14 protein-coding genes are annotated in these 20,045 nt (G+C 59.2%); 11 read left to right on the forward strand and 3 right to left on the reverse strand.

Features of this window, described 5'->3' with window-relative positions; genetic code table 11:
- The first annotated feature begins 262 nt into the window (after positions 1–262).
- The 3 genes from PMI22_RS10455 to PMI22_RS10445 all read left to right on the forward strand — a co-directional run bounded on the left by PMI22_RS10455 (position 263) and on the right by PMI22_RS10445 (position 6,372).
- Positions 263–913, forward strand: coding sequence for a GNAT family N-acetyltransferase (locus PMI22_RS10455; RefSeq protein ID WP_007946957.1), 651 nt, complete (start codon positions 263–265; stop codon positions 911–913).
- A gap of 66 nt (positions 914–979) precedes the next feature.
- A complete protein-coding gene (locus tag PMI22_RS10450; protein WP_033049399.1) occupies positions 980–2,707 on the forward strand; it encodes an autotransporter assembly complex protein TamA in 1,728 nt (575 codons plus the stop codon).
- A complete protein-coding gene (locus tag PMI22_RS10445; protein WP_007946959.1) occupies positions 2,704–6,372 on the forward strand; it encodes a translocation/assembly module TamB domain-containing protein in 3,669 nt (1,222 codons plus the stop codon). The genes PMI22_RS10450 and PMI22_RS10445 overlap by 4 nt, the downstream gene beginning before the upstream one ends.
- A 261-nt stretch (positions 6,373–6,633) precedes the next feature.
- Here PMI22_RS10445 and lpxH read toward each other — a convergent pair whose 3' ends face one another.
- Together lpxH and PMI22_RS10435 are read right to left on the reverse strand one after the other, a co-directional pair.
- Positions 6,634–7,386: a UDP-2,3-diacylglucosamine diphosphatase gene (gene lpxH / locus PMI22_RS10440; protein ID WP_007946960.1), complete on the reverse strand. Its 753-nt coding sequence runs from the start codon at positions 7,384–7,386 to the stop codon at positions 6,634–6,636.
- Complete coding sequence (locus tag PMI22_RS10435) at positions 7,383–7,886, reverse strand: peptidylprolyl isomerase (protein ID WP_007946961.1); 504 nt, start codon at positions 7,884–7,886, stop codon at positions 7,383–7,385. Before PMI22_RS10435 ends, lpxH begins: the two co-directional genes overlap by 4 nt.
- Positions 7,887–8,136: 250 nt before the next feature.
- Here PMI22_RS10435 and PMI22_RS10430 point away from each other — a divergent pair, with 250 nt between their 5' ends.
- Positions 8,137–9,834: a glutamine--tRNA ligase/YqeY domain fusion protein gene (locus PMI22_RS10430; protein WP_007946962.1), complete on the forward strand. Its 1,698-nt coding sequence runs from the start codon at positions 8,137–8,139 to the stop codon at positions 9,832–9,834.
- A 15-nt stretch (positions 9,835–9,849) separates the two neighbouring features.
- Positions 9,850–11,232 carry a cysteine--tRNA ligase gene (gene cysS, locus PMI22_RS10425; RefSeq protein ID WP_007946963.1) on the forward strand — a complete coding sequence of 461 codons (1,383 nt, stop codon included), beginning with the start codon at positions 9,850–9,852 and terminating at the stop codon, positions 11,230–11,232.
- Between the two features lie 218 nt (positions 11,233–11,450).
- Here cysS and PMI22_RS10420 read toward each other — a convergent pair whose 3' ends face one another.
- The gene (locus PMI22_RS10420; RefSeq protein ID WP_007946964.1) at positions 11,451–13,283 is read right to left on the reverse strand and encodes a sigma-54-dependent Fis family transcriptional regulator; all 1,833 of its coding nucleotides are present in this window, start codon (positions 13,281–13,283) and stop codon (positions 11,451–11,453) included.
- A gap of 475 nt (positions 13,284–13,758) precedes the next feature.
- Between PMI22_RS10420 and PMI22_RS10415 the strand changes: the two genes are divergently transcribed.
- Genes PMI22_RS10415 through PMI22_RS10390 form a run of 6 tightly spaced genes read left to right on the forward strand, consistent with a single transcriptional unit; the run spans position 13,759 to position 19,699 of the window.
- Entirely contained in the window at positions 13,759–14,853 is a 1,095-nt protein-coding gene (locus PMI22_RS10415; protein WP_007946965.1) for an ABC transporter ATP-binding protein, read from the forward strand.
- Positions 14,853–15,950 (forward strand): ABC transporter ATP-binding protein, encoded by a 1,098-nt coding sequence (locus PMI22_RS10410; RefSeq protein ID WP_007946966.1) that lies wholly within the window; start codon positions 14,853–14,855, stop codon positions 15,948–15,950. Before PMI22_RS10415 ends, PMI22_RS10410 begins: the two co-directional genes overlap by 1 nt.
- Entirely contained in the window at positions 15,947–16,813 is an 867-nt protein-coding gene (locus PMI22_RS10405; protein WP_007946967.1) for a carbohydrate ABC transporter permease, read from the forward strand. The genes PMI22_RS10410 and PMI22_RS10405 overlap by 4 nt, the downstream gene beginning before the upstream one ends.
- An 8-nt stretch (positions 16,814–16,821) precedes the next feature.
- The gene (locus PMI22_RS10400) at positions 16,822–17,622 is read left to right on the forward strand and encodes a carbohydrate ABC transporter permease (protein WP_007946968.1); all 801 of its coding nucleotides are present in this window, start codon (positions 16,822–16,824) and stop codon (positions 17,620–17,622) included.
- Positions 17,623–17,635: 13 nt separating this feature from the next.
- Positions 17,636–17,908 carry a DUF2160 domain-containing protein gene (locus tag PMI22_RS10395; protein ID WP_033049407.1) on the forward strand — a complete coding sequence of 91 codons (273 nt, stop codon included), beginning with the start codon at positions 17,636–17,638 and terminating at the stop codon, positions 17,906–17,908.
- Between the two features lie 48 nt (positions 17,909–17,956).
- Positions 17,957–19,699 (forward strand): ABC transporter substrate-binding protein, encoded by a 1,743-nt coding sequence (locus tag PMI22_RS10390; protein ID WP_007946970.1) that lies wholly within the window; start codon positions 17,957–17,959, stop codon positions 19,697–19,699.
- Positions 19,700–20,045 lie beyond the last annotated feature (346 nt).

The following is a 20,045-nucleotide window of genomic DNA, read 5'->3' on the forward strand; positions in this document are numbered from 1 at the left end:
GGAGTTACCTTGTTCTGTCAGACATGTGTTGTCTTCGCTGGCCTCTTCGCGGGCAAGCCCGCTCCCACAGGGAATCTCCTGAATACAAAGATTTTGTTCTCACTGAAGATCTACTGTGGGAGCGGGCTTGCCCGCGAAGAGGCCAGCCCGGTCGATGAAGATCTAGCCTTGGTCTATACCTGTGGGGGAACTGTGTTGCTAGCAAAAGGCTCGTAACAACAAGAGCACAGCCATTTGAGCTGTACCGGGGAGATCAACCGTTATGCCCGAAACCTCGACCGCCATTGCCGACATTCACATGCTCGACAGTGGCTATGCCCACGAAGCACGTTCCCTGCTTTACCACGCTTACCGGCACGAACCGACCTTCGGCTACCTGTTCGAGGCCGAACGCCCCGGCTATGAACATCGCGTGCGGGCGACGGTGCGTGAGCTGGTTAAACAGCACTTTCTTCAGGACTTGCCGGCCATTGGCCTGCTGGTCAACGACCGTTTGATCGGCATCGCGTTGATCGCGCCGCCGCAACGGCGCCTGGGCATCACCGAAAGTTGGGCCTGGCGTTTGCGTATGGTGCTCAGCGCGGGGTTTCGCTGCACCCGCCGCTACCTCGACTACCACGCCGCCGTTGCCGCCTGCGTGCCGACCGATTCGGTCCACGTGCTGCCACTGCTGGGTGTTCACCCACAATACCAGGGCAAACACTTCGGCGAACAACTGCTGCAAGCGGTGCATAACTGGTGCGCCGTGGATGAAACCTCCGAAGGTGTGATCCTCGACACCGGGAATTCACGCTATCTGGAGTTCTATAAGCGTCAGGGTTACGAGGAAATCGGCGAGGTCGCCGTAGGACCGATTCGCGAGCATGTTTTTTTTCACGCCAATCCTCAGGTATTAAAAACCTCAACGGCATAGGCGGTAGAACTTTAACGCCCCGGGAGGCTCTATCACGCTCCCAAGCTCGTGATAGCATCCGCGCCTATGAAGTTTCCAGGAAGAATTACCAGTGGCGTGCTGATGCTGTTCACCAGCTGCACGGTGCTGGCGAAAAGTGAATTGGATGTGCGGATCAAACCGTCCAACGATGAACTGAAAGCCAATATAGAGGGCTATATCGGCAGTCTCGGCGATCGTGACGAAGAAGCGTTGCAACGCTTCAGTCGCGGCGCCGAGGAGCAGGCGCGCAAGGCCGCCCAGGCCTTGGGCTATTACCAGCCCCAGATCGAGAGCGATGTGACGGGCGGCAAAACGCCGCGCCTGATACTCAACATCGACCCCGGCGAACCGGTGCACTTGCGCAATGTCACGATTCGCATCGACGGCCCGGCCGCTTCGCTCAAGTCTTTTCGTGTGCCCAAAGGCGCATCGTTGAAAACCGGCGCAGTGCTCAATCATGGTCAGTACGAAGACGCCAAACACCTGATTCAGAATCAAGCTTCGCGCTTCGGCTTTTTCAGCGGTCACTTCACCCGTCAAAAGTTGTTGGTGGACCCGCGTGCTGGCGTGGCCGATATCGAACTCATTTATGACAGCGGCCCGCGCTACACCTTGGGCAAGGTCAGTTTCGAAGGCGACACGCCGTTTGACGATGACCTGCTGCAACGCATGGTGCCGTTCAAGCAAGGCACACCTTACGACTCCGAACTGATCGCCGAGCTCAATCAGGCCATGCAATCGAGTGGCTATTTCGAAAGTGTGCGGGTGGATACGACGCCGACGGCGTCCAAAAACGATGTGATCCCGGTAGACGTCAAACTCGAAACCCGCAAACCACGGACCATGGGCCTGGGGCTGGGTTATTCCACCGACGTCGGTCCCCGGATCAAGGCCAACTGGACCCGGCACTGGGTCAACCCGCAGGGGCACAGTTATGGCTGGGAGGCTGAAGTCTCGGCACCGCGGCAAAACGTCGGGCTGTTCTACGACATTCCCCTGGAACCGCCGCTGACCGACAAACTGCGCTTTGCCGGTGGTTATCAGAATGAAGAAATTGACGGCACCGACACCCGCAGCAAACTGCTGACCATCGGCCCGGAATGGCACAGCAAACTGCCCAGTGGCTGGCAGCGCGTGGTGTCGCTGAAATGGCAGCACGAGGATTACAAACTGGGTGACGACTCGGGGCTGAGTACTTTGCTGATGCCCGGCGTCAGCTATTCCTACCTTAAAAGCGACAACCGCATCGACCCGAGCCACGGCTACCGACTGCAATTCGAGTCCAAAGTGGCAAAAGAAGGCCTGGGTTCGGACACCAACCTGTTGTACGGCACCGCGTTGGTGAAAGGCTTGACCACGGTTTTCGAGAAACACCGGTTGCTGGGCCGGGTACAGGTCGGCGGCAGCGCTACCAATGGCTTCAAGTCGGTGCCACCGTCGTTACGGTTTTTCGCCGGTGGCGATCAGAGTGTGCGCGGCTACGACTATCAAAGCCTGTCCCCGGAAAACTCCGAGGGCGACCGCATCGGCGGCCGCTACATGGTGGCGGCGAGCGCTGAATATCAATACTCCGTCGCCGAAAAATGGCGGATCGCGACCTTCGTTGACCAGGGCAACGCCTTTAATGCATTCGAAGTGCCGAGCCTCAAGACCGGGGTGGGTGTCGGCGTGCGCTGGATCTCGCCGGTGGGGCCGCTGCGCCTCGATCTGGCCCACGCGCTGGACGACGACGGCGGCATTCGACTGCACTTTTCAATGGGGCCTGAGCTGTGAATCGTGGTTTGAAAATAACGCTGCTGGCGATTCTGGCACTGTTGATGCTGGTCGTTGTCGCCGTGACCACGGTGTTAGGCACTGCCACGGGCAGCCGTTGGGCGCTCGGTTTTGTGCCGGGTCTGACCGCCGAAAATTTCCAGGGGCGTCTGGGTGGACAGTGGAGCGCGGACCATTTGATGTGGCAACAGGACACCAGCCGGGTCGAGCTGAGCAAAGCGATTTTCGCTTGGTCGCCGCTGTGCCTGACACGTATGACGCTGTGCATCGAGCAACTCAAAGTCGATCGGGTCACCCTGCAATTTCCACCCGGTATCGATGAAGAAAGCAGCGGGCCGATCAGCCTTCCGGACCTGGCATTGCCCTTGGCCCTAGAACTGGGTGATGTCCAGGTCGGCAGCCTGCTGTTCAACGGCAGCGAAGCGCTTAAAGGCTTGCAACTGGCGGCCCACTGGACGGCGCAAGGCCTGCAGATTGACTCGGTGAAGTTGCAACGCGATGACCTGAGCCTGAACCTTTCCGGCCTGCTGCAACCCACGGGAAACTGGCCGCTCAAGGCTGAAGGCAACCTGACCCTGCCGGCTCCCGAACCTTGGGCACTGGCGCTGAAAGTCGACGGCGACCTGCTGAAAACCCTGAACCTGAAAGCCGACAGCAGCGGTTACTTGAACGGGCAACTGAGCGGTGAATTGCAACCGCTGGCGGACAACCTGCCGGCCAGGGTAAGAATCACCGCCGACGGCTTCAAACCCGTCGCCGACTTGCCGGACACCTTGCAACTCAATCAACTGGAACTCACCGGCGACGGTGACCTGAAAAACGGTTACCAGTTGCAAGGCAAAGCGACACTCCCTGCCGAACAAGGTCCGGTCGCGTTGCTGCTGCAAGGCAAGGTCGACGCCAACGGCGCGCAGATCGCTGGCCTTGATCTCACCGCCAACGACAAGCAAAGCCTCAAACTCAGCGGCACCCTCGACTGGAGCAAAGGCCTGAGTGCCGACGCGAAAATCGACTGGCTGGATTTTCCGTGGCACCGCCTCTATCCGCTGATCGAAGAGCCGGACGTGGCGTTGCGCAGCTTCAACGGCGTTATCTCCTACACCGATGGCCAGTACCTCGGCAGCTTCACAGCGGCGCTGGATGGCCCGGCCGGCGCCTTCACCCTGAACAGCCCATTCAGCGGCGATCTTACCAAAATCTATCTGCAACAAATCCAGCTCCAGGCCGGACAGGGCAAGGCCGACGGGCATTTGAACCTGCAATTTGCCGATGGCATTGCCTGGGACGCCGCGCTCGACCTGTCGGCGATCAACCCGGCGTACTGGGTGGCGGAGCTGCCGGGCACACTGGCCGGGCCGTTGCGCAGCAAAGGAGAAATGAAGAATGACAAGCTCAGCCTCAATGCTGACCTCGATCTGAAAGGCAAACTGCGTGGTCAACCGGCCGTTATCCAGGCCAAGGCCGATGGCGGCGGCGAACAGTGGAATCTCAATGCGCTGCAAATCCGTCTTGGCGACAACAGCATCAACGGCAAGGGCAGCCTGCAACAGACGCTCGCCGGCCAGATCGATATCAAGATGCCGCGTCTGGCCCAACTCTGGCCGCAACTGCGCGGCCAACTGAACGGCCGCATCGATGTCGCCGGCACGCTCAAGGCGCCGCAAGGCAAGCTGGGGCTGCAAGGCACGCAACTGGCTTTCGAAGACAACCGCCTGCAAAGCCTCAACCTCGACGCGACCCTCGACAATGCACAACGGGCGAAAATCGACCTCAAGGGTAGCGGCATTCAGGCCGGTGACACCTCGCTGGGCACACTGACCGCCCGCGGTCAGGGCGACATCAAAAACCAGAAGCTCAGCCTCGACCTGCAAGGGCCGCAATTGAAACTGGCCCTCGGCCTCGACGGTGCGCTGGACCAAGGCAATTGGCGCGGGCGTATGGCGAGCGGTGATATCCAGACCGGCGGGCAAGACTGGAGGCTGCAAGGCCCGGCGAAACTCGAACGGCTGGCGGACGGCAACATCAACCTCGGCGCCCATTGCTGGGTGTCCGGCCCGGCCAGCCTGTGCGGCGAAGACCAGCGTTTGTTACCGGAGCCGAAGCTGCGTTTTCACCTCAAGCAGTTCCCGATTGAAAGCCTGGCGCAGTGGCTACCGAAAGATTTCACGTGGAAGGGCCGGCTCAACGCCGACCTGCAACTGGACTTGCCCGCCAGCGGCCCAAATGGACTGATCAGCATCGACGCCAGTGGCGGTACGTTGCGCATGAAGGAGAAGGACCAGTGGCTGGACTTCCCGTACCAGACGCTGAAACTCACCAGCAAACTCACACCGAAACGCATCGACACCGACCTCAATTTCGCCGGCGGCAAGCTCGGCGAATTGATGGTTCAGGCGCAACTCAATCCGTTGCCAAAGAATAAACCGCTGACCGGTTCGTTCCGTTTGAGCGGACTGGACTTGTCGGTGGCGCGGCCGTTCGTGCCAATGGTCGAGAAGCTCACCGGGCGCCTGAATGGCAGTGGCACGATTTCCGGTGGCCTGTTGGCGCCGCAGGTCAACGGCAGCCTATTGCTCAGTGACGGCGAAATCTCCGGGCCGCAATTGCCGATGGCGCTGCAAGCCTTGCAGGTGCGAGCGGTGATTGCCGGTGAAACCGTGCAATTGAATGGCGACTGGAAAAGCGGCAGGACCGGGCAGGGCACCCTCAACGGCAACATCGCCTGGGGACAGGCTTTGGTGGTGGACCTGGCGCTCAAAGGCTCGCAATTACCGGTCAGCGTCGAGCCGTACGCCACGCTGGAAGTCGCGCCGGACCTGAAGATCTCGATGAAGGGTGACGAGCTGGCCATCGCCGGTAAAGTGCGGGTGCCCAAAGGCGAGATCACCATTCGTGAGTTGCCGCCTTCTACGGTCAAGGTATCCGATGACGTGGTGATCGTGGGTCAACAGACCGAAGAGGGCAAGCCGCCCTTGGCCATGAAGATGGACATTGATGTGGTGGTTGGCGCTGATAAATTGAGCTTCGCCGGGTTTGGCCTGACCGCGAATGTGCAGGGGCAGGTGCACATCGGCGACAACCTGGATACGCGAGGCGAACTGTGGCTCAACGACGGGCGTTATCGTGCCTACGGTCAGCGCCTGACCGTGCGCCGGGCGCGCTTGTTGTTTGCCGGCCCGCTTGATCAGCCGTACCTGGACGTCGAAGCGATTCGCCAGACCGACGACGTGATCGCCGGTATTCGCCTGAGCGGCAGCGCCGAGCAACCGACCACGCAGATCTTCTCCGAACCGGCCATGAGCCAGGAACAGGCGTTGTCCTATCTGGTGTTGGGACGCCCGCTGAGCACCAATGGCGAAGACAACAACATGCTCGCCCAGGCTGCGCTCGGCTTGGGCTTGATGGGCAGTTCGGGAGTGACCGACGGACTGGCAAAAAACCTGGGGATCCAGGATTTCCAACTGGATACCCAAGGCTCCGGCGATACCACCGCCGTCGTGGCCAGCGGCAACCTCTCGGAAAAACTCAGCCTGCGCTATGGCGTGGGCGTGTTTGAACCGGCCAACACCATTGCCCTGCGCTACAAGCTGAGCAAGAAGGTCTTCCTCGAAGCGGCAAGCGGCGTGGCGAGTTCGCTGGACATCTTCTACAAGCGGGATTTCTAGGCCCGTTCCCACAGGGATCACACCAAACCTGTGGGAGTGAGCCTGCTCGCGATGGCGTTGGATCAGTCAACTAGGATGTTGAATGTGATTGCGCTATCGCGGGCAAGTCGGATCGCCGCACCGCCGCTCCCACAGGGATCACGCCGAACCTGTGGGAGTGAGCCTGCTCGCGATGACGGTGGATCAGTCAACTAAGATGTTGAATGTGATTGCGCTATCGCGAGCAGGCTCGCTCCCACAAGGGGGATCTGTGTCTGGCGCTTAGTTCGCGGGAGCTGCCAGTTGCGGTGGCGGGGCGAGGTCGAACGGAGCAAGCGCAAAGCCTTGCTCATCCACCTGCAATGCCCAGCCCTGACGATCCCAGTCCCCCAGCACAATGCGCTTGGCCGCTTGCTCGCCCAGCTGCAACTTGTGGATGGCCGGGCGATGGGTATGGCCGTGGATCAAGGTCTTCACACCGTACGCTTGCATGATCCGCGGAATTTCTTCCGGCGTGACATCCACGATGTCATTGGCCTTCATGCGCGTCTGCGCACGGCTTTCACTGCGCAGCTTGCGCGCCAGTTTGTGCCGCGTGCGTAGCGGCAGGTGCCGCAGGATGAAGAGGCTGATGGGGTTGCGCAGGTAGCGACGCAGCTTCATATAGGCTTCGTCGCGGGTGCAGAGGCTGTCGCCGTGCATCAAGAGCACCGGCTCGCCATAAAACGGCACGACACTCGGGTCTTTCAATAGCGTGCAGCCGGCCTGTTTGCAGAAGGCCTGGCCGAGCATGAAGTCGCGATTGCCGTGCATCAGAAAGATGGCCGTGCCGCTGTCGCTGAGGTCGCGCAGGGCCTGGCAGATGGAACGCTGAAAGGGCGTCATGGCGTCGTCGCCAATCCACACCTCGAAAAAGTCGCCCAGAATGTACAACGCACTCGCCGAGCGGGCGCGTCCGGCGAGCAAATCCAGAAACGCCCGGGTAATGTCCGGGCGCTCCTCTTCCAGATGCAAGTCTGAAATCAGCAGTATCACTCAATGATCTCGGCTTTCTCGATGATCACGTCTTCTGCTGGCACGTCCTGGTGACCGGCCTTCATGGTGGTGGAAACACCTTTGATCTTGTCGACGACTTCTTCGCCTGCAACCACTTTGGCGAACACGGCGTAGCCCCAGCCCTGGGTGGTCTTGGCGCTGTGGTTCAGGAAGCTGTTGTCAGCCACGTTGATGAAGAACTGGGCGGATGCCGAATGCGGCTCCATGGTGCGGGCCATGGCAACGCTGTACTTCACGTTCGGCAGGCCGTTGTCGGCTTCGTTCTGGATGCTTGGGCGTTTGTCTTTCTTTTCTTTCATGCCTGGCTCGAAACCGCCGCCCTGGATCATGAAGTTGCCGATAACGCGGTGGAAAACGGTGTTTTCGTAGTGACCGGCTTTGACGTACTCGATGAAGTTGGCCACGGTGATCGGGGCCTTATCAGCGTTCAGTTCCAGGACGATGTCGCCATGGTTGGTGGTCAGTTTGACTTGGGTCATGATTACTACTCTTTCAAGGAATTCGTGGATTTTGGGACACTAAGGCCCATCACCTGTTCAGCCTTTTTCGGCCAAGGAGCGCAGTTTAGCGTGACAGGCGCGAATTTCGAGGCTGTTTTTCATCGATAGCCTATTAAATGCGACCGTTTGCAGGTGCGCTCTGTCAGGTGCTTGACGGCATCGGCTATGATAGCGGCTTTGTTTTATCTGGCCCTTCTTCTGGCCGCGCACTTGTACGTTCAAGGATCCTATGAGCAAGCCCACTGTCGACCCTACCTCGAATGCCAAGACCGGCCCTGCCGTGCCGGTCAACTTCCTGCGCCCGATCATCCAGGCGGATCTGGACTCGGGTAAGCACACGCAGATCGTTACTCGTTTCCCGCCTGAGCCCAATGGCTACCTGCACATCGGTCACGCCAAGTCGATTTGCGTGAACTTCGGCCTGGCCCAGGAATTCGGTGGTGTCACGCACCTGCGTTTCGACGACACCAACCCGGCCAAGGAAGACCAGGAATACATCGATGCGATCGAAAGCGACGTCAAATGGCTGGGCTTCGAATGGTCCGGTGAAGTGCGCTACGCCTCGCAATATTTCGACCAGTTGCACGACTGGGCCGTTGAACTGATCAAGGCCGGCAAGGCCTACGTCGACGACCTGAGCCCGGAACAGGCCAAGGAATACCGTGGCAGCCTGACCGAGCCGGGCAAGAACAGTCCGTTCCGTGATCGCTCCGTGGAAGAAAACCTCGACTGGTTCGCCCGCATGCGCGCCGGTGAGTTCCCGGACGGCGCACGTGTGCTGCGGGCCAAGATCGACATGGCCTCGCCGAACATGAACCTGCGCGACCCCATCATGTACCGCATCCGTCACGCTCACCACCACCAGACCGGTGACAAGTGGTGCATCTACCCGAACTACGACTTCACCCACGGTCAGTCGGACGCCATCGAAGGCATCACCCACTCGATCTGCACCCTGGAATTCGAAAGCCACCGTCCGCTGTACGACTGGTTCCTCGATAGCCTGCCAGTGCCGGCGCACCCGCGTCAGTACGAGTTCAGCCGTCTGAACCTGAACTACACGATCACCAGCAAGCGCAAGCTCAAGCAACTGGTCGATGAAAAGCACGTCAACGGTTGGGACGACCCGCGCATGTCCACGCTGTCGGGCTTCCGCCGCCGTGGCTACACGCCGAAATCGATCCGCAACTTCTGCGAAATGATCGGCACCAACCGATCCGACGGCGTGGTCGACTTCGGCATGCTCGAATTCAGCATCCGCGACGACCTCGACCACAGCGCCCCGCGTGCCATGTGCGTATTGCGTCCGCTGAAAGTCGTGATCACCAACTACCCGGAAGGCCAGGTCGAGAACCTCGAATTGGCGTGCCACCCGAAAGAAGACATGGGCGTGCGCGTTCTGCCGTTCGCCCGTGAAATCTACATCGACCGTGAAGACTTCATGGAAGAGCCGCCAAAAGGCTACAAGCGCCTGGAACCGGCTGGCGAAGTGCGTCTGCGCGGTAGCTACGTGATCCGTGCTGACGAAGCGATCAAGGACGCCGACGGCAACATCGTCGAACTGCGTTGCTCCTACGACCCGGAAACCCTGGGCAAGAACCCTGAAGGCCGCAAGGTCAAAGGCGTAGTGCACTGGGTGCCGGCCGCTGCCAGCGTCGAGTGCGAAGTGCGTCTGTACGATCGCCTGTTCCGTTCGGCCAACCCTGAGAAGGCCGAAGACAGCGCCAGTTTCCTGGACAACATCAACCCTGACTCGCTGCAGGTGCTCACCGGTTGTCGTGCTGAACCCTCGCTGGGCAATGCACAGCCGGAAGACCGTTTCCAGTTCGAGCGCGAAGGTTACTTCGTCGCGGATATCAAGGACTCGAAACCGGGCGCTCCGGTATTCAACCGTACCGTGACCCTGCGTGACTCCTGGGGCCAGTGATTCAAGGAACATGACGTGCTAACGATCTACAACACGCTCACCAAGAGCAAAGAAGTCTTCAAGCCGCTGGATGGCAACAAGGTGCGCATGTACGTGTGCGGGATGACCGTGTACGACTACTGCCACCTGGGCCACGGCCGCAGCATGGTCGCGTTCGACCTGGTGACCCGCTGGTTGCGGTTCAGCGGTTACGACCTGACCTACGTGCGCAACATCACCGACATTGACGACAAGATCATCAATCGGGCCAACGAGAACGGCGAGTCGTTCGAGGCGTTGACCGAGCGCATGATCGCGGCGATGCACGAAGACGAAGCGCGCCTGAACATCAAGAAGCCGGACATGGAACCGCGCGCCACCGGGCATATCCCCGGCATGCACGCGATGATCCAGACCCTGATCGACAAGGGTTACGCCTACGCCCCGGGCAATGGCGATGTGTACTACCGCGTCGCTAAGTTCATGGGTTACGGCAAGCTGTCGCGCAAGAAGATCGAAGACCTGCGTATCGGCGCTCGGATCGAAGTCGACGAGTCCAAACAGGACCCGCTGGACTTCGTGCTGTGGAAAGGCGCCAAGCCGGGCGAGCCGAGCTGGCCTTCGCCGTGGGGCGACGGTCGTCCGGGCTGGCACATCGAGTGCTCGGTGATGTCGACCTGCTGCCTGGGCGAGACCTTCGACATTCATGGCGGCGGCAGCGACCTTGAGTTCCCACACCACGAAAACGAAATCGCCCAGAGCGAAGCGGCCACCGGCAAGACCTACGCCAACGCGTGGATGCATTGCGGCATGATTCGCATCAATGGCGAGAAGATGTCCAAGTCCTTGAACAACTTCTTCACCATTCGCGACGTGCTGGAAAAGTACCACCCGGAAGTCGTGCGTTACCTGCTGGTGTCGAGCCACTACCGTAGCGCGATCAACTATTCGGAAGACAACCTCAAGGACGCCAAAGGTGCACTTGAGCGTTTCTACCACGCGTTGAAAGGCCTGCCGAACGTGGCCCCGGCTGGCGGCGAAGCCTTCGTCGAGCGTTTCACCCAGGTGATGAACGACGACTTCGGCACACCGGAAGCCTGTGCGGTACTGTTCGAAATGGTGCGCGAGATCAACCGCCTGCGCGAGAGCGATCTCGATGCCGCGGCGGGTCTGGCAGCGCGCTTGAAAGAATTGGCGAGCGTGCTGGGTGTGTTGCAGCTTGAGGCGGATGACTTCTTGCAGGCCGGCGCTGAAGGCCGTGTGGATGCGGCTGAAGTGGATGCGCTGATTGCGGCGCGTCTGGCGGCTCGTGCAGGTAAAGACTGGGCCGAATCGGACCGTATCCGTGACCAGCTCACCGCCATGGGCGTGGTGCTGGAAGACGGGAAGGGCGGTACGACCTGGCGGTTGGCTGACTGATTGCTTTGCTGGCTACAAAACAAAACCCGCCTTGTGCGGGTTTTTGTTTATGCGTAGTGCTTGATTGCCGTGGTGGCAAGGCTGACGCCATCGCGAGCAGGCTCGCTCCCACAGTTGATCTTCATCAGGGTTGAGATCTGCGCGCGACACAAATCCCCTGTGGGAGCGAGCCTGCTCGCGATGGTCTTAAGCCAGCCACAGCCAGTAGGGCTCGCTTGTTATTCCGACTGGCGCAGCCGCTTGTAGAGGGTATTACGGCTTACGCCAAGCCGCCGCGCCAGATACGAAATATTCCCCCCAGCCGCCCGCAGCTGCCGATTCAAATCCTCAATATCATTCAAATCCACTTCCAGTGGCTCCGGCGAATCCACCGGTTCCATTTCCAAATCGACAAAAAAATCATCCGGCAAATGCTCCGGCCGTACCGGTTGTTCCTCGGCCATGGCCAGCGCCACCTGCATCACACTGCTGACCTGACGCAAATTCCCCGGCCACGGATGACGGCCGAACAGCTCCAACACTTCACGACTCAACCCGGCCCACTGCGACGGTTCGCGGTGTTGCTCCCATAGGCGTTTGAATAGTGCTTCCTTGTCACTGCGTTCGCGCAGAGGCGGCAGTTCCAGGGTCAAACCACCAATCCGGTAATAAAGATCTTCACGAAACCGCCCCAACTGCACCTGTTCGCGCAACGAGCGGTTAGTTGCCGAAATAATCCGTATATCCACCGGGAACAACTCGCTGCTGCCCACCGGTTGCACGCAACGCTCCTGCAACACTCGCAGCAGTCGAGCCTGAGTCGGCAACGGCATATCGCCGATTTCATCAAGGAAAAGGGTGCCTTTGTCGGCTTTGCGGATCAGCCCGATGCTGCCTTTCTGGTTGGCGCCGGTGAACGCGCCTTTTTCGTAGCCAAACAGCTCGGATTCCACCAGTTCGGCGGGGATCGCTGCACAGTTGACGGCAATGAACGGCTGTTTGCTGCGTGAACTGGCCTGGTGCAGGGCTTTGACGAAAACTTCCTTGCCGACCCCGGTTTCCCCGTGGATTAACAGCGGAATGTCTTTTTCCAACAGGCGTTCGGCCTGACGCACGGCTTTTTCTACGCGGCCGTCACCGAAGTGCAGGGTGTTGAGGCTGATCGCTTCGAGTGCCGGCACGACTGGCTCGGCGAAAACTCTAGGCTGAATCGGCACCTGCTTAGGTCGCCTCAACAGGCATTGAAAGCGGTTGCGCCCCGAAGCTTGCAAAGCGAACGGCAGGCCGTCGGGCTGGTTCAGCAGTTCGAGCAGCGAGACCTTGAACAGGCTCTCGATGCTGACCCGCGACAGGCTGATGCCCAATAGATTGTCGGCCCGGCGATTGGCGGACAGCACCTGGCCGGTCTCATCGAAAATCATCAGCCCGGCCCATTGGCTGTCGAGGTTGTTCAGCCCGGTGTTGAAAGTCAGTTGAAAATGCTGGCCATGGAACAGGTTCAGAATCAGCCGGTTTTCCACGGTCTGGCTCATCATTTTGACCATGCCCAGGGTGTGCGAAGGCGGCAGGTAGCTGTCGCTGGACACATCCAGCACCGCAATTACTTTGCGTTCGGCATCGAAAATCGGCGCGGCGGAACCGGTCATGAAACGGTTGGCTTTCAGAAAGTGTTCATCGTGTTCAATGTGCACGGCTTGCTCGCAGGCAAGTGCGGTACCGATTGCATTAGTGCCGCTGCAACGCTCCATCCAGCTGGCGCCGGCGCTGAAACCACGGGTCAGGCTCGGTTCGATAAAGCGCTGGGTGCCCCACGTTGTAAGGACCTGGCCCTGATTGTCGGCAAGCATGATCAGGCAGTTGGAATTGCTCAGGATGTTTTCGTAGTACGGCAGCACTTCCTGATTTGTGGTCTGCACCAGGGAATGTTGGCTCTCCAGTAATTGCGCGATGCCTTCGGCCGGCAGTTGATCAAACGCGGGTGCGCTCTGGTGATCGAGACCAAAGGCGCGGCAACGTTTCCAGGAGTCCTGAATGACGGCGTCGTGGGAGAGCGGCAAGGCGGGTGCGGCCATGGCAGTCGATCTCTGAGCAAGCTTTATATTGTTTTTGTTATGGGCGAAATCAAGTTTTAGGTGATGCATGCTGCCAACGCGAACACTTGTAGCAGCTGGCGAAGCCTGCGTCCGGCGACGCAGTCGTCGTAAAACCTGAATGCGCGGTCATCCTGATAAACCGTGGCGCCTGATTTTACGACGACTGCGTCGCCGGACGCAGCCTTCGGCAGCTGCTACACAAGGCGTGTGTATTTCGGAATTCTTTGCAGTAAAACGGTGTGTAGAGTGTTGTTCACTATTGTTCATTGTCAACGGCTGGATTGTTCATTTGTTCAGTTGTTCAATCACGGTTGTTCATTTCTGTTCAGCAACGAAAGTGTTAACACCGCTCACTCAAGGATTTTCCCGCCAGATCAAAGGCTTGCCATTTTTGGCACGAAACTCGCTCTGTAGCTCCGGTCGCTTGACTCCAAATAATAAAAAAGGCCGAGCCATGTCATTAACCCTGGAGCACGTCAGCCGCACCGTCGAGGGCCAGACCTGGATCGACGATGCCTGCCTGAGTTTTGAACCCGGTTCCTTCAACGTTTTGCTCGGGCGCACGCTGTCCGGCAAAACCAGTCTGATGCGCCTGATGGCCGGTCTGGACAAACCTGACAGCGGCCGCATCCTGATGAATGGCGTCGACGTCACCCAGCGCCCGGTGCGCCTGCGTAACGTGTCGATGGTCTATCAACAGTTCATCAATTACCCGACCATGACGGTCTTCGAAAACATTGCCTCACCGTTGCGTCAGAGCGGTGTTTCCAAAGAAGTGATCCAGAGCAAAGTGCTGGAAACCGCGAAGATGCTGCGCATCGAGAAATTCCTCCAGCGCCACCCCCTTGAACTTTCCGGCGGCCAGCAACAGCGTACGGCCATGGCCCGCGCACTGGTCAAAGATGCCGAATTGATTCTGTTCGATGAACCGCTGGTCAACCTCGATTACAAGCTGCGCGAAGAACTGCGCCAGGAAATGCGCGAGCTGTTCAAGGCGCGGCACACCATCGCGATTTATGCCACCACCGAGCCCAACGAAGCCCTGGCACTGGGTGGCACCACGACCATTCTTCACGAGGGCCGGGTGATCCAGAGCGGCAAGTCGTCCGAGGTGTATCACCAGCCGCAAAGCGTGCTCGCGGCAGAGCTGTTCTCCGAGCCGCCGATCAACCTGATGCCGGGGCGTATTGCCGGTAACGAAGTCAGCTTCGCCAATTTCGTGCACTTCCCGTTGAACGTCGATCTGCGGCCGGTGGGCGAGGGCGAGTTCCGTTTCGGCGTGCGGCCCAGCCACATCTCGCTGGTACCGAGCAACGACGATGACCTGGAACTGGCCGTGACGGTCGAGGTCGCCGAGATCAGTGGTTCGGAAACTTTCCTGCATGTGCGCAACGAGCATTTCCTGCTGGTGCTGCACTTGCCCGGCGTTCACGAATACGACGTCGATGCGCCGATCCGCATTTATATCCCGACCCATAAACTGTTTGTGTTCGATGCGCAGGGCCGTTTGGTCCAGGCGCCCGGTCGCCGTATTGCGAGGGTTGCCTGATGGCCGAAATTCGTTTGCAGAACCTTGCCCACAGCTACACCAAAACCCCGACCGGTCCCGAGGATTACGCGATCCGCGAGATGGACCACGTTTGGGAACAGGGCGGCGCCTATGCGTTGCTCGGGCCTTCGGGGTGTGGCAAGTCAACCTTGCTCAACATCATTTCCGGGTTGCTCAGCCCCTCTCAAGGGCATGTGCTGTTCGACGGCAAAGCGGTCAACAACCTGACGCCGGAGAAGCGCAACATAGCCCAGGTTTTTCAGTTTCCGGTTGTCTACGACACCATGACGGTGTTCGATAACCTGGCGTTTCCGCTGCGTAATCAGGGCATGGCCGAAGCGAGAATTCACACCAAGGTGCAAGAAATTGCCGAGGTGCTGGACCTGCAGGCGCTGCTGAGCAAAAAGGCCAGCAACCTCACCGCCGACGAAAAGCAGAAAGTCTCCATGGGCCGTGGGCTGGTGCGCGATGACGTCTCGGCCATCCTGTTCGACGAACCGCTGACCGTGATCGACCCGCACCTGAAGTGGAAGTTGCGGCGCAAGCTCAAGCAGATCCACGAGCAGTTCAACATCACCATGGTCTACGTCACCCACGATCAGCTGGAGGCCTCGACGTTCGCTGACAAAATCGCGGTGATGTACGGCGGGCAGATCGTGCAATTCGGTACGCCGCGAGAATTGTTCGAACGGCCGAGCCACACCTTTGTCGGTTACTTCATCGGCAGCCCGGGGATGAACCTGATCGAGGTCACGCCGCAACCGGGGGGCGTGGGTTTCGCCTCGACGCATCTGCCGCTGTCTGAGGCGCAACAACTGCGCATCGCCGAGTCCGAGTGGAAAACCCTCAAGGTCGGCATCCGTCCGGAGTTCGTGCATGTGTGGGACGAACCCTTTGATGACGCGATGAAGGCTCAGGTCGTACACATCGAAGACCTCGGCACCTACAAGATCCTGACCCTGAACCTCGACGGCGCACCCTTGAAAGTGCGCCTGGCCGAAGACAAACCGGTGCCTGAAGGCACGGCGTACATCAGTTTTCCGGCGCAGTGGTTGATGGTGTATGCCGATGAATACCTGCTGGAGGCGCAGCCATGAACAAGGTGCAAAACAACAAGGCCTGGTGGCTGGTGTTGCCGGTGTTCCTGCTGGTGGCCTTCAGTGCGGTGATCCCGATGATGACGGTGGTCAACTATTCGGTGCAGGACATCTTCGACCAATCCAGTCGCTACTTCGTCGGCGCCGACTGGTACAGGCAGGTGCTGCTCGATCCACGCCTGCATGACTCACTGTTGCGGCAGTTCATCTATTCCGGCTGCGTGCTGCTGATCGAAATCCCGCTGGGCATCGCCATCGCCCTGACCATGCCAACCAAGGGGCGCTGGTCGTCGCTGGTGCTGATCATTCTGGCGATTCCGTTGCTGATTCCATGGAACGTGGTCGGCACGATCTGGCAGATTTTCGGTCGCGCCGACATCGGCCTGCTCGGTTCGAGCCTCAATGCCATGGGCATCAGCTATAACTATGCGGCGAACACCATGGACGCCTGGGTCACGGTGCTGGTGATGGACGTATGGCACTGGACGTCGTTGGTGGCGCTGTTGTGCTTCTCCGGTTTGCGGGCGATTCCGGATGTGTATTACCAGGCCGCGCGGATTGATCGGGCCTCGGCTTGGGCGGTGTTCCGGCACATCCAGTTGCCCAAGCTGAAAAGCGTGCTGTTGATCGCGGTGATGCTGCGGTTCATGGACAGTTTCATGATCTACACCGAGCCGTTCGTGTTGACCGGTGGCGGCCCGGGGAATGCCACGACATTCCTGAGTCAGACCCTGACTCAGATGGCTGTAGGGCAATTCGACCTGGGGCCGGCAGCCGCATTCTCGCTGGTGTACTTCCTGATCATCCTGTTGGTGTCCTGGCTGTTCTACACCGCCATGACTCACTCTGACGCCAACCGCTGAGGCCCGCCATGAGCAAGAGAAAGCTGATACCGCTGCTGATCTACATCCTGTTCCTGCTGGTGCCGATCTACTGGCTGCTGAACATGTCGTTCAAGAGCAACACCGAAATCCTCGGCGGCCTGACGTTGTTCCCCGCGGATTTCACCTTGCATAACTACAAGGTGATTTTCACCGATCCCGCCTGGTACACCGGTTACCTCAACTCGCTGTATTACGTGAGCCTGAACACGGTGATTGCCCTGAGCGTGGCTCTGCCGGCGGCGTATGCGTTTTCGCGCTATCGCTTTCTCGGCGACAAGCACCTGTTCTTCTGGCTGCTGACCAACCGCATGGCGCCACCGGCGGTGTTCCTGTTGCCGTTCTTCCAGCTGTATTCCTCGATCGGTTTGTTCGACACCCACATCGCGGTGGCCTTGGCGCACTGCCTGTTTAACGTGCCGTTGGCGGTGTGGATTCTTGAGGGCTTCATGTCCGGTGTTCCCAAGGAAATCGACGAGACGGCCTACATTGACGGCTATAGTTTTCCCAAGTTTTTCGTGAAGATTTTTATCCCGCTGATCGGTTCCGGCATCGGCGTCACGGCGTTCTTCTGCTTCATGTTTTCCTGGGTTGAATTGCTCCTGGCGCGAACGCTCACGTCGGTGAATGCCAAGCCGATTGCGGCGGTGATGACCCGCACGGTTTCGGCGTCGGGCATCGATTGGGGCGTGCTGGCGGCGGCGGGGGTGTTGACCATCCTGCCGGGCATGCTGGTGATCTGGTTTGTTCGAAACCACGTGGCCAAGGGCTTTGCCCTGGGTCGGGTATGAGGAACTGATGATGATGGAATGGATGAGTTGGACGGTCCCCACCGCAGTGTTCTTCATCGTCATTGGCCTGATTCTGGTGGGCATGACGACCTGGGAATTACGTTCGCCGAGCATTCTTCGGCGGGGTTTGTTGCCGATTGCCACCACCCGTGGCGATCGGCTGTTTATCGGTCTTCTCGGCAGCGCCTACCTGCATTTGCTGGTAATTGGCGTCACCGACTGGAGCATCTGGGTAGCGTCCGCGTTGTCCCTGGTGTGGCTGTTGGCTGTGATGCGTTGGGGCTAGTCGAATCGCTCGGCAAATGGTGTCCCGAAACCCAAACAGGAGGTCTCTATGTTCGACAAAAACAATAAGCTGCGACATAGCATTTCATTGGCAGCCATGCTGGCACTCAGTGGGTTGAGCGCTTCGGCCTGGGCCGATGCCTATGAAGACGCTGCGAAAAAATGGATCGGCAGTGAGTTCAAGCCATCCACATTGACAGCCGATCAACAGCTGGAAGAGCTGAAGTGGTTCATCAAGGCGGCGGAGCCGTTTCGCGGGATGAACATCAAAGTGGTTTCGGAAACCATCGCCACCCACGAATACGAGTCCAAGGTGCTGGCCAAGGCGTTCACCGAGATCACCGGCATCAAGCTGACCCACGACCTGCTGCAGGAAGGCGACGTGGTGGAAAAACTGCAGACCGTGATGCAGTCGGACAAGAGCATTTATGACGGCTGGGTCAATGACTCGGACTTGATCGGTACTCACTTGCGCTACGGCAAGACTGAATCGATCACCGACCTGATGGCCAACGAAGGCAAGGACTTCACCTCGCCGACCCTGGACCTCAAGGACTTCATCGGCATCTCCTTCACCACGGCCCCGGACGGCAAGCTCTATCAGCTGCCTGACCAGCAATTCGCCAACCTCTACTGGTTCCGCGCCGACTGGTTCGAACGGGCAGACTTGAAAGCCAAGTTCAAGGAAAAGTACGGCTACGAGTTGGGCGTGCCGGTGAACTGGTCGGCCTATGAAGACATCGCCAAATTCTTTAGCGAAGACGTCAAGGAAATCGACGGCAAGCGGGTTTACGGCCACATGGACTATGGCAAGAAAGACCCGTCCCTGGGCTGGCGCTTCACCGATGCCTGGTTCTCCATGGCCGGTGGCGGCGACAAAGGCCTGCCCAACGGCTTGCCGGTGGACGAGTGGGGTATTCGGGTCGAGGATTGCCATCCGGTGGGTTCCAGCGTGACCCGCGGCGGCGACACCAACGGGCCAGCGGCGGTCTTTGCTACCCAGAAATACGTCGACTGGCTCAAGGCCTATGCGCCACCGGAAGCGGCGGGCATGACCTTCTCCGAGGCCGGTCCGGTGCCAGCCCAGGGCAACATTGCCCAACAGATTTTCTGGTACACCGCATTCACCGCCGACATGACCAAAGCGGGTCTGCCAGTGGTAAACGCCGATGGCACGCCAAAATGGCGCATGGCGCCGTCGCCGCGCGGTCCCTACTGGGAAGAAGGCATGAAGCTGGGGTATCAGGACGTGGGTTCCTGGACGTTCATGAAGTCCACGCCTGAGAAGCAGAAACTTGCCGCCTGGCTCTATGCGCAGTTCGTGACCTCGAAAACCGTGTCGCTGAAGAAAACCATCGTCGGCCTGACCCCGATTCGCGAGTCGGACATCAAGTCGCAAGCGATGACCGACCTGGCACCGAAACTCGGTGGCCTGGTGGAGTTCTACCGCAGCCCGGCCCGCGTGCAATGGACCCCGACCGGGACCAACGTGCCGGACTATCCGCGTCTTGCGCAGCTGTGGTGGAGCCACATCGCCGAAGCGGTCAGCGGCGAGAAAACCCCGCAACAGGCACTGGACGGACTGGCCAAGGATCAAGACGCGATCATGACCCGTCTGGAACGTTCGAAGGCGCAAACCACCTGCGCACCGAAAATGAACCCCGAGCGCGATGCGCAATACTGGTTCGATCAACCAGGTGCACCGAAGCCGAAACTGGCGAACGAGAAGCCCAAGGGTGAAACCGTCAACTACAACGAGCTGCTGAAGTCGTGGGCGAACGCGCCTAAGTAAGCTTCTGCACTGAGAAAGGCGAACGGCACCGAAAGGTGCCGTTTTTTTGTGCGCCCAGCATGGGCGCAATCTTGTGGGTGAAAGTCCCGCCGTAAGCTGACCACAGCGAACGAAGTGAAGCGCAACTGCATGAGGGCGACTGAGTGTGGGGAGGAAGCGTGAATCGAAACCGCGAGCCGATGGACAAGAACCGGATACAAGGCGATGCCGACCAGGGCGAGCGGGCAGCAAACCGCAAAGCTCTTGTGGTCAAAGGGGCGGCAACGTAAATCCGGCGGTTGTGCGGGGAAGGATTGCGTTCTTACCTGAGGCGATCTCGCCTCGCGCCTGAAAGGGCGACGGCGCT

It is taken from the genome of Pseudomonas sp. GM21 (genome assembly GCF_000282215.1).
Taxonomy (GTDB): domain Bacteria; phylum Pseudomonadota; class Gammaproteobacteria; order Pseudomonadales; family Pseudomonadaceae; genus Aquipseudomonas.

Coding starts and splice junctions, on each gene's coding strand:
- PMI22_RS10455 (WP_007946957.1), top strand. CDS start 263: ATGCCCGAAACCTCGACCGCCATTGCCGACATTCACATGCTCGACAGT.
- PMI22_RS10450 (WP_033049399.1), top strand. CDS start 980: ATGAAGTTTCCAGGAAGAATTACCAGTGGCGTGCTGATGCTGTTCACC.
- PMI22_RS10435 (WP_007946961.1), bottom strand. CDS start 7,886: ATGACCCAAGTCAAACTGACCACCAACCATGGCGACATCGTCCTGGAA.
- PMI22_RS10430 (WP_007946962.1), top strand. CDS start 8,137: ATGAGCAAGCCCACTGTCGACCCTACCTCGAATGCCAAGACCGGCCCT.
- PMI22_RS10420 (WP_007946964.1), bottom strand. CDS start 13,283: ATGGCCGCACCCGCCTTGCCGCTCTCCCACGACGCCGTCATTCAGGAC.
- PMI22_RS10415 (WP_007946965.1), top strand. CDS start 13,759: ATGTCATTAACCCTGGAGCACGTCAGCCGCACCGTCGAGGGCCAGACC.
- PMI22_RS10410 (WP_007946966.1), top strand. CDS start 14,853: ATGGCCGAAATTCGTTTGCAGAACCTTGCCCACAGCTACACCAAAACC.
- PMI22_RS10405 (WP_007946967.1), top strand. CDS start 15,947: ATGAACAAGGTGCAAAACAACAAGGCCTGGTGGCTGGTGTTGCCGGTG.
- PMI22_RS10400 (WP_007946968.1), top strand. CDS start 16,822: ATGAGCAAGAGAAAGCTGATACCGCTGCTGATCTACATCCTGTTCCTG.
- PMI22_RS10395 (WP_033049407.1), top strand. CDS start 17,636: ATGGAATGGATGAGTTGGACGGTCCCCACCGCAGTGTTCTTCATCGTC.
- PMI22_RS10390 (WP_007946970.1), top strand. CDS start 17,957: ATGTTCGACAAAAACAATAAGCTGCGACATAGCATTTCATTGGCAGCC.